At 54.8% G+C, this 8,810-nt stretch carries 8 protein-coding genes; 4 read left to right on the top strand and 4 right to left on the bottom strand.

The window, feature by feature from the left end:
• The first annotated feature begins 835 nt into the window (after window positions 1-835).
• Window positions 836-2,299, top strand: coding sequence for a ribonuclease G (gene rng, locus U2949_RS17335; RefSeq protein ID WP_009461688.1), 1,464 nt, complete (start codon window positions 836-838; stop codon window positions 2,297-2,299).
• Window positions 2,300-2,473: 174 nt separating this feature from the next.
• On the opposite strand, the gene U2949_RS17330 is transcribed toward rng, so the two are convergent.
• The 3 genes from U2949_RS17330 to msbA form a co-directional block, all read right to left on the bottom strand.
• On the bottom strand, window positions 2,474-3,004 hold the full coding sequence (locus tag U2949_RS17330) for a P-loop nucleotide/nucleoside kinase family protein (RefSeq protein WP_257724206.1): 531 nt from the start codon (window positions 3,002-3,004) through the stop codon (window positions 2,474-2,476).
• 135 nt (window positions 3,005-3,139) lie between these two features.
• Entirely contained in the window at window positions 3,140-3,598 is a 459-nt protein-coding gene (locus U2949_RS17325) for a hypothetical protein (RefSeq protein ID WP_009461686.1), read from the bottom strand.
• A gap of 30 nt (window positions 3,599-3,628) precedes the next feature.
• The gene (gene msbA, locus U2949_RS17320) at window positions 3,629-5,422 is read right to left on the bottom strand and encodes a lipid A export permease/ATP-binding protein MsbA (RefSeq protein WP_407654204.1); all 1,794 of its coding nucleotides are present in this window, start codon (window positions 5,420-5,422) and stop codon (window positions 3,629-3,631) included.
• A gap of 147 nt (window positions 5,423-5,569) precedes the next feature.
• Here msbA and U2949_RS17315 point away from each other — a divergent pair, with 147 nt between their 5' ends.
• From U2949_RS17315 to U2949_RS17305, 3 genes are read left to right on the top strand one after another with little or no spacing between them, the layout of a single operon-like run.
• Window positions 5,570-6,475: a glycosyltransferase family 9 protein gene (locus U2949_RS17315; RefSeq protein ID WP_252606160.1), complete on the top strand. Its 906-nt coding sequence runs from the start codon at window positions 5,570-5,572 to the stop codon at window positions 6,473-6,475.
• On the top strand, window positions 6,472-7,236 hold the full coding sequence (locus tag U2949_RS17310; protein WP_009461680.1) for a YdcF family protein: 765 nt from the start codon (window positions 6,472-6,474) through the stop codon (window positions 7,234-7,236). The genes U2949_RS17315 and U2949_RS17310 overlap by 4 nt, the downstream gene beginning before the upstream one ends.
• Window positions 7,233-7,505 (top strand): YkgJ family cysteine cluster protein, encoded by a 273-nt coding sequence (locus U2949_RS17305; RefSeq protein ID WP_051316349.1) that lies wholly within the window; start codon window positions 7,233-7,235, stop codon window positions 7,503-7,505. Before U2949_RS17310 ends, U2949_RS17305 begins: the two co-directional genes overlap by 4 nt.
• Before the next feature lie 61 nt (window positions 7,506-7,566).
• On the opposite strand, the gene U2949_RS17300 is transcribed toward U2949_RS17305, so the two are convergent.
• Entirely contained in the window at window positions 7,567-8,682 is a 1,116-nt protein-coding gene (locus U2949_RS17300; protein WP_026484364.1) for a glycosyltransferase family 4 protein, read from the bottom strand.
• Window positions 8,683-8,810: the final 128 nt, after the last annotated feature.

Genomic DNA, 8,810 nt, shown 5'->3' with positions numbered 1-8,810 from the left:
TTCAGAAGGGAAAACTCCGTAAAACGATGTAGCTGATTGATAACTATAAGGAATAGCTATAAAAATAATTTTTAGCTTATTTCGACTTTTGGCCTTCAGGCAGGAGGCTTCAAGCTTTTTCAGAGCTAAACACGAACTGAAAGCTATTTTCCTCACGGAAATTCGTTAAATCATCTCCCCCGTCCTCTGACCATTCCTCCCTCTATCACCCTTCTATATAGATAGGGGACAAACTCCCTCCCAGAAATAGTCGCCAGTCGATGGGTTGGTTGGTTGGTTGGTTGGTTGGTTGGTTGGTTGGTTGCTGGATAGATGGATGGATGGCGGACAAAAGAACGGCCACACGAACACTGCATCGACCCTGTGCCTTCAACCAACAGTGTCTATATATAGCGAGTTGAATGGCCTCCTAGATCGAGCAGTATGCAGGGCTGCTAGCCGCTCGGGGCCCCAGGTCCGGGTGTTGGGGCGAGTCGGAGTACTTGCCGCGGTCGCAGTCATGATCGGGGATGCAAGCAGTCTGCTGTTTGAGCCCAAAGTTTGTGATTGGTCCGGGGGACCAATCACTGGGCGAGTTCAGACTGCGCCCCGATCATGACTGCGACAAGGGGACCGGCGCATTGCGCCGGCAAGTAGTCCGCCCCAACACCCGGACCCGGGGACTCGAGTGGCGACCTACAGAGAGCGGCTAGCACCATAAACATCCCCAAGCAGTCTCCCAACCAAAGCGAAGCATTCATCCTCCCTAAACTCTCTATATAGTCATAAAGGCATAGCAGCCTCACCGACTTGGCCCTACACTAGCCCGGAACAGATATTCCTGAGCGAAATTACTATGCATGAAGACATCCTGATTAACGTCACTCCGTTTGAAACCCGTGTTGCCCTGGTCGAGCAAGGTGCTGTCCAGGAAATTCATATCGAGCGCAGCATCCAACGTGGTTATGTGGGGAACGTCTATCTGGGAAAGGTGGCGCGGGTTTTGCCCGGCATGCAAAGTGCCTTTATTGATATTGGCCTGGAACGCGCGGCGTTTATCCATGTCGCGGACTTACGCCAGAATCGCACCGAGCGTAATCAGGGTAGTCCGACCACGCCGATTGAAAAGCTCTTGTACGAAGGTCAGTCTCTATTAGTACAAGTCATCAAGGATCCATTGGGTACCAAGGGTGCTCGTGTATCAACGCAAATCAGTATTGCGGGCCGCATGTTGGTGTATCTGCCTTTTGATCCTCATATTGGCGTGTCGCAACGTATTGGTTCGGATGCAGACCGGATCGAGCTGCGCGAGCGTGTCAGTCGTCTCATGCCCAAGGATGAAAAAGGCGGTTTCATCGTACGGACTCAGGCCGAATGCGCGACGGATGAAGAGATCAGTGCAGACCAGCAGTATCTGCGCACTTTGTGGACACGTATTCAGGAGCGTATCCGCGAGCAAGGCGCCCCCTCTGTTCTCTATACGGACTTGAGCCTGGCGCAACGTGTTTTACGCGATATGGTGACACCCAACACCCAATCCATCATCGTGGACTCGCGCACCGTCGTGCAGGAGATGAAGGAATGGGCACAAATTTACACGCCCTCGGTACTGGAGCGCATCAGTCATCACAAAGGCAGTCGCGCTCTGTTTGATACAGCCCATGTGGATGAAGAAATCAATCGCGCCCTGTCGCGTCGGGTGGATTTGAAATCCGGCGGCTATTTAATCATCGATCAGACCGAAGCACTGACTACGGTGGATGTGAATACCGGCGGTTTCGTCGGTGGTCGCAACTTTGACGACACGATCTTCAAGACCAATCTGGAAGCCGCCATTGCCCTAGCCCGCCAACTGCGTCTGCGCAATCTGGGTGGCATCATCATTCTGGACTTTATTGATATGGACGACCCTGCTCACCGGGAGTCTGTCTTGCAGGAGCTGCAAAAAGCGCTGGCCAAAGACCGCACCCGCGTGACGATCAATGGTTTTAGTCAGTTAGGTCTGGTGGAAATGACGCGCAAACGTACGCGTGACTCTTTGGCGCACCAACTGTGCGAGCCCTGCCCCACCTGCCAATCGCGAGGTTCCGTCCGTACGGCCCGCACCGTCTGCTATGAAATCTTGCGCGAGGTCCTGCGCGAAGCCAAACAATTCAATCCCAAAGAATTTCGTATTTTGGCGGCTCAAGAGGTCGTGGACCTGTTTCTGGAAGAAGAAAGCCAGCACCTGGCCGTAGCGGGCGACTTTATTGGCAAACCTATTTCTCTGGAAGTAGATCCACACTACTCCCAGGAACAGTACGATATTATTTTGCTGTAATTGATCAGCATTGGGGTTGGCTGAGTAGCCAATCCCCTACATAAGCTCTTGTACGGCAAGTCTACGGCCTGCTCGGACACGCTCCTACGCACGCAAAGCTCAGGCACAGATACAAGCAAACCAGCAAACATCTTCTGGCACGCGGCAACTAGCAGCAGAAAAACACGCCCCGGCTTATTCGCTAATCTGATGGCGAATGATATGAAAGCCCTCTGACTCCTGAGGTGCCACAAAGTAACGACTGAACAAATCAAACTGCGCTTCGGTCGTCTCAAAGGGATGCTCACCACTGGCATTACGGGCATGCAAACGTGCTTTGCACAGTTCATCTGCCACATCCAGATAATGCAGTTCATGAGCCACAGCCGATTTTTCAATCAGCTCCCGCGCCCAAGCGCGTGTTGCCAAGGTATTGGACGGAAAATCCAGCACTACAGACATCCCAGCCTGCAACAAAGCAGCAATATGCGGTGCCATGGCCGCCCGCAACTGCGCTGAACAGCGCGCGTAATCTTCCAAAGACGCAATTTGACCGGGGTATACGTTAGCCAGCCAAACGTCTTCGCTGATTAGTACGGTCTTGGGCTGCTCGGACAGCTTTTTAGCAAAGGTGGATTTACCCGCCGCTATCTTGCCGCAAATCAGATAGAGCATCGCTGCTGTCGAGGCTATCTGTCTGGCTTGGGGTGTAGAGGCAAGATCCATAATCATCTCTATTCATTGAGAGGGACTGAAAACAATAAACCCGCCTGAAAAAGCGGGTCACGAGCAGGACAGACTTATCCTGCGATCAGGGCGCCTCATGTGCTGAGCGAGTTGCCCAGCACAAAGCTTGGACACTTACAGCGGCGCAACCGGTACAAAATCATCCTCGGGCAGCACTTCTTTTGGTGCATCGTCCGGATTGCACACACCTGGAGCACGGATTGAAGTGAAGATCTCCTGAATCTCACGCTTCACATCAGCGCGGTAGGCGTAAACCTTGGCGTCTACCCAACCCTTTTGCATCATGGTCAGATCGATCAGGATACTTTTATCCCAGCCCGCCCCCGGTTCCAGTTCGTAGCGCAAAGTGCCATAGCTGGCCTGACGCTCATCCATCTTGAAGACCGCTGCTTTACCACACTCGGCCTGATGCTTGAACAAGGCACGCTGAATGCCCACAAAGTCCGTATTGATGCGGCGCTCCGTCTTGAAATAACTGGGACGACGCAAATCCTGTTCTCGCAGTTCCGCACCCTGCTTGGCACATCCTGCCAACACAGCCAGCCCGGCCAGCGCAAGAATGATTTTCTTCATGATGTTCCTTATCGTGCAGCCCCAGGCTGCTTATTCGTTGAACTGAAACTGCATTTGGTAGAAACCGGCGTACACGCCGTTGCGGGCCAGCAATTCGTCGTGACGGCCCTGCTCAATAATCCGCCCTTCGTCCAGCACCAGGATTTGATCCGCATTTTGTACGGTAGACAGACGATGCGCAATCACCAAGGTACTGCGTCCCTTCATCAGGGTCTCCAGCGACATCTGAACCTGACGCTCGGACTCATTATCCAGAGCCGAGGTGGCTTCATCCAGAATCAGAATGGGAGCATTTTTAATCAAGGCACGGGCAATGGCCAGACGCTGACGCTGGCCACCAGACAGGGAATTGGCGTTCTCGCCCACCATCGTATCCAGACCTTGTGGCAAGCCTTCCACGAACTCGCGCAGATTGGCTGCCTCCAGCGCTTCCCAGATACGCTCCGGCGTAACATCGGCTCCCGCACCATAGGCCACGTTTTGGCCAATCGTCGCTTCAAACAGAACCACGTCCTGGCTGACCAAAGAAATCTGGCTACGCAAGCTACGCAAGGTCAGCTCTTCCGAGGGAATGCCGTCTACCCGCACTTGCCCACTGCTAGGGATCAAGAAACGCGGCAACATATTGGCCAGTGTGGTCTTGCCACTACCGGAACGACCAACCAGAGCAATAGTCTGGCCGGGCTGCACCGCAAAACTGACCTCGGACAAGGTATCGCGATGCGCGTGGGGGAAACGATGTGACACCGAGTCGAACTCGATATGACCATGCACAGGCTGCGTGAACTCTCGAGTCCCGGTATCGGGCTCCGGGTCCTGATCAACAAGCTTGAAGACACTTTCTGCCGCCACCAGCATGCGCTGCATCGTGCCGGTGATATTGGTCAAACGCTTGATAGGGTCAAAAATCTGTCCCAGGGCAGCCATGAAAGCGGCAAAGCTACCGATAGTCAGCGTGCCGGTATTAGCCTGGTAAAGAGCGACAAAAATCACTCCGGCCACGGCAATCGACACAAACAACTGTGTGATGGGCGACAAAGCGGCATCCGCAGAAGCTGCACGCATGGCGAAGCGGCGCAGGCGCGCATTCACATACATGAAACGGGTGTTTTCGCGCTCGTAGCCATCAAACAGCTTGATGACACGTTGGGCATCGATAGCTTCACTGACCACACGAGTCAGCTCGGCATTCATGTTCACGGTATCGCGGTTGATGCGGCGCAGGCGACGCGACACCAATTTGGCCACAAAGACCGAGGCGGGCATGACCAGAAACACGATGACGGTCAATTGCCAGGACATGTAAAGCAAAACACCCAACAAGGCGATCACGGTCAAGGTTTCGCGCACTACGACGGTGACCACCTCGGTGGCCACGCCAGTCATGGTGCCGGCATCAATCGTGAAGCGGTTCAGCAAACGGCCAGTATCCCCTTGCTTGAACTCCGAATCGGACAATCCCAGCAAGCGGGAGAACATGTCACCACGTAAAGTCAGCAACATTTTGTTGGCGATCCAGGCAAACAAATAAGAACTGCCGTAACTGGTCACGCCGCGCACAAACATCAGCCCGATCACCGCCAGCGGGATGGACCACATATAGTCCGGATTGGCACCCGTAAAGCCATCATCCAGCAAAGGCTTCATGATCACCGCCAGCACCGGCTGGGTAGCCGAGGAGATGCTGACCAGGATCAGCGCCAGCACCGCTATCTTCCAATAAGGCAGCAAACGGCTATAAATGCGCTTCCAGAGATCGGATTTGACAGGATCGTGCCCAGCAGGCTTGATTTTGGTTTCTATGGCGTTGGACAACGAGGACACCCTATATACTATCTAATTGTGTTTATTCTAACGCTCATTGCCTGAATCGAGCGTCTCCGCACTTGTTGGTTCTGCCTAGTTGTCCTGTTCATGTCTGATCCCTCTGCCCTTTATTTACGATTGCCTAATTGGCTAGGCGATGTATGCATGAGCCTGCCGTGTTTACAGGCTCTGCTGGATACCGGTTTGCCCGTCGTGGTTTGCGCCCGTCCATGGGCCCGCGAACTGCTGTCGGCCTACCCCTTGCATGGCTTCATCCCCATGAGCAGCCACTGGCATCAGGACGCCAAGGCCATACGCCGTTATCGTCGCCAGCACGGCCATCGCCAAGCATATGGTCTGCTGCTACCCGATTCGCTGAGCAGTGCCCTCAGCTTCAAACTGGCAGGTCTGCCGGCCTGCGGTTACCGGGACGATGGCCGTAGCCTTTTATTACGATGGCCTTTAAATAAGCCGCAAAAGCAGTTGCACGCAGTGCAATCCTGGTTCTATATTGTTCAGCAGGCTTTGGCGCTGTGGAATTTGAACCCGGCGCCTGAACAAGCCCCAGCCACCCTGGATTTGACGCTCAGCCCCCTGCAACGGCAAGAAGGCGACAACAGTCTGCGCCAAGCCGCCCTGCGCCCCGGTGACTATATTCTGATCGCCCCTACCGCAACGGGACTGCACAAAGGCCGCGTCAAAGTCTGGCCGTATTTCGACCAACTGACCCGCCATCTGCAAGCCCAAGGCAAAACCGTCATTATGTGCCCCCCGCCCAACGAGCATGAGGCTGCCCTGCAAAATGCGCCCAGCGCACGTTGCCTGCCGCCCCTGCCTTTAGGAGCGTTTGCGCGGCTTTGCCAACAGGCGCAGTGGGTTATTTGCAATGACTCTGGCGTCTCCCATATCGCGGCAGCCATCAAGGCCCAGCAGCTGACCTTATGTGGCGTCACCAACCCTGAAGACACCGGTCCCTGGTCGCCACGGGCGATTTGCCTGGGGCGCGATGGCCAATGGCCAACGCTGGACGAGGTGGTGCAAGTGCTGGAGTCAGAGCGGGAGCACCCATGAATGTATCGAGCATCCTGACCAGCCTGGTCATTCCGCTGAATTTGTTTGCCGCCCTATTACTTGTGGCGGTGCTGCTCTTTATCTTGCGCCTGCGCAAAACTGCCGCCGCTCTGGCCTTGGCCGGACTGCTCTGGACCGGCGCCTGGTCCCTGCCTGCCACCAGTCTGTATGCGGGCGGTTATCTGGAAAAAATGTATCCCTATCAGCCGGCTGAGCAGGTAACGCAAGCCGATGCCATTGTGGTTCTGGGCGGCCACACCGCTCAAAACCGCAGCAATTGGTTCTTGCCCCAAACGGCACAGAAAACATCGGCGCGGGTAGAACGAGCGGCCGATCTGTATAAAGCGGGCCGTGCACCTTACATTGTCTTGTCGGGAGCCGCGCTGGACGGCGGCATCAGTGAAGCCAAGGTCATGGCCAACACCCTGACTAACCTGGATGTGCCCGCCTCGGCCACACTGATGGAAAACGAAAGCCTGACCACCCAGCAAAATGGTGCATACACCGCCCAGCTACTGCAAGAAAAGCAGGCCAAGAAAGTCTTGTTGGTAACCTCTGCCCTGCACATGCCGCGCGCCATGGCAATTTTCCGCAAGCAAGGGGTCGATGTCATTGCGGCTGGTGCCGCCCCACAGCTAACGGTTCCGAACAGCCCCGAGTTTTCCATGTGGAAACCCAATCTGATGGCCCTGCAATCCAGCCGCTCCATCATCAAGGAATATGTCGGCATTCTGGTGTACTGGTCCCGAGGCTGGGCATGATTTGCCGTTCTGAATGTGGGGCCTGCTGTATCGCCCCCTCTATCTCCAGTCCTATCCCCGGCATGCCCCACGGCAAGCCTGCGGGTGTGCCCTGTATTCAGCTGGACGAACAGCTACGTTGTCGGATTTTTGGCCAACCCGAGCGCCCTGCCTGTTGCTCGGGCTTGCAAGCCTCGCCGGAAATGTGTGGAGAAAAGCGGGATGATGCCTTGATCTGGCTGACGGAGCTGGAAACACTCACTGCTCCGTCCCTCAACAACCAAGCATAAAAAAAGCGTTCTGAAATACACTCAGAACGCTTGTTACTACAGGCTTGGCCTGCACCTGACTTTATAGCGCTCGCGCCTTCAAATAGGCCTGATAAGTATCCACCGAAAAACGCTGCGCATCAAAACGATTTTCTGCGCGCTGCCTGGCACGCTTGCCCACGGTATGCAAGCAGTACTTCTGACATAACATGTCTCGGACATGCGCCTCAATGGCTGCCACGTCTCCACAAGGCACCACCCAACCCTCATGCAAATGCTCGATGCTTTCCGGTAGGCCACCCGCATTGGAGATCAAGACGGGCAGCCCCAAAGCCAAGGATTCGTAGCACGCGTACGAGGCCGACTCTTTGTACGAAAGCACAAACCCCACATCACAGGCGGCCAGGATCGACCGCACATCCTTCACCAAGCCGGGGAAAACCAATTGTTCGGCACAGCCCAAAGCCTGCACTTGCTCCCGAACAGCCTCCGCAGGCGGATCACCTGCTACCACAATCCGAACGCGCTGCTTGAGTTCCGGCTCCAGACGGGACACTGCTTCAACCAGCAGCAACCAACCTTTTTCCAGATCCGTGCCACCCACTGAGCCCAGCACCAAACTGTTCTCTGCCAAATCAGCGCCGAAAAGTGCTTGGCGTGCAGCCTGCTTTTCCTGCGCGGAAACCGGGGAATAATGTTCCAAGTCCAGACCGTGATAAATCCGCTCAACGTTGCAACGCCGATAATCGGAATTGGCGAGTTGGCGGGCAACATAATCGCTGACAGCAATGCAAAGATCAGTCCCAAAGCGCGCCCGTAAACGGTTACCCATGCTGTGTAGACGCTTGGTATTGTGTTTGGTCCAGATAATAACGGGAGGATTCGACAAGGTTTTGCAGGCGATCATGACATGACGATGATCGGTACTGCCATTGCAATGCACGATATCGAAGGCTTCGCGCTGCAAAAAACGGCGCAGGTTCCAGATTTCCGACAAGGCCGTCCCGATACGGGCGGTATACAGACCTGGCAATACTCTTACACCGGGTATCTGCGACGCTTCCCGATACAGTCGGCCCGTTGCGGGTGCCGCCAGAGTGAATTCACACTGATGGGCCAAACCGCGCAACAAACCCAGAATATAGGTGACATGGCCACCGCCATTACCATGGTGAATATCAGTGATCAGGACCTTCAAAACTCGCTCCGTCAGCGGCTGTGAATGACAGGCAAATACTCGGATCGAGCATCTACAGGCCACAAAGTGTATCCGCTATTGCGTAAGCTGAACAATGACTGAACAGCAGTTTTGACGATTTAATCTCG

It is taken from the genome of Alcaligenes phenolicus (assembly GCF_032063905.1).
Taxonomy (GTDB): domain Bacteria; phylum Pseudomonadota; class Gammaproteobacteria; order Burkholderiales; family Burkholderiaceae_B; genus Alcaligenes; species Alcaligenes phenolicus.
Note: the sequence above shows the minus strand (reverse complement) of the source record. Positions and strands in the feature narration are given on the sequence as shown.

Coding starts and splice junctions, on each gene's coding strand:
- U2949_RS17305 (WP_051316349.1), top strand. CDS start 7,233: ATGATTTGCCGTTCTGAATGTGGGGCCTGCTGTATCGCCCCCTCTATC.
- U2949_RS17315 (WP_252606160.1), top strand. CDS start 5,570: ATGAGCCTGCCGTGTTTACAGGCTCTGCTGGATACCGGTTTGCCCGTC.
- U2949_RS17310 (WP_009461680.1), top strand. CDS start 6,472: ATGAATGTATCGAGCATCCTGACCAGCCTGGTCATTCCGCTGAATTTG.
- rng (WP_009461688.1), top strand. CDS start 836: ATGCATGAAGACATCCTGATTAACGTCACTCCGTTTGAAACCCGTGTT.
- U2949_RS17325 (WP_009461686.1), bottom strand. CDS start 3,598: ATGAAGAAAATCATTCTTGCGCTGGCCGGGCTGGCTGTGTTGGCAGGA.
- U2949_RS17330 (WP_257724206.1), bottom strand. CDS start 3,004: ATGGATCTTGCCTCTACACCCCAAGCCAGACAGATAGCCTCGACAGCA.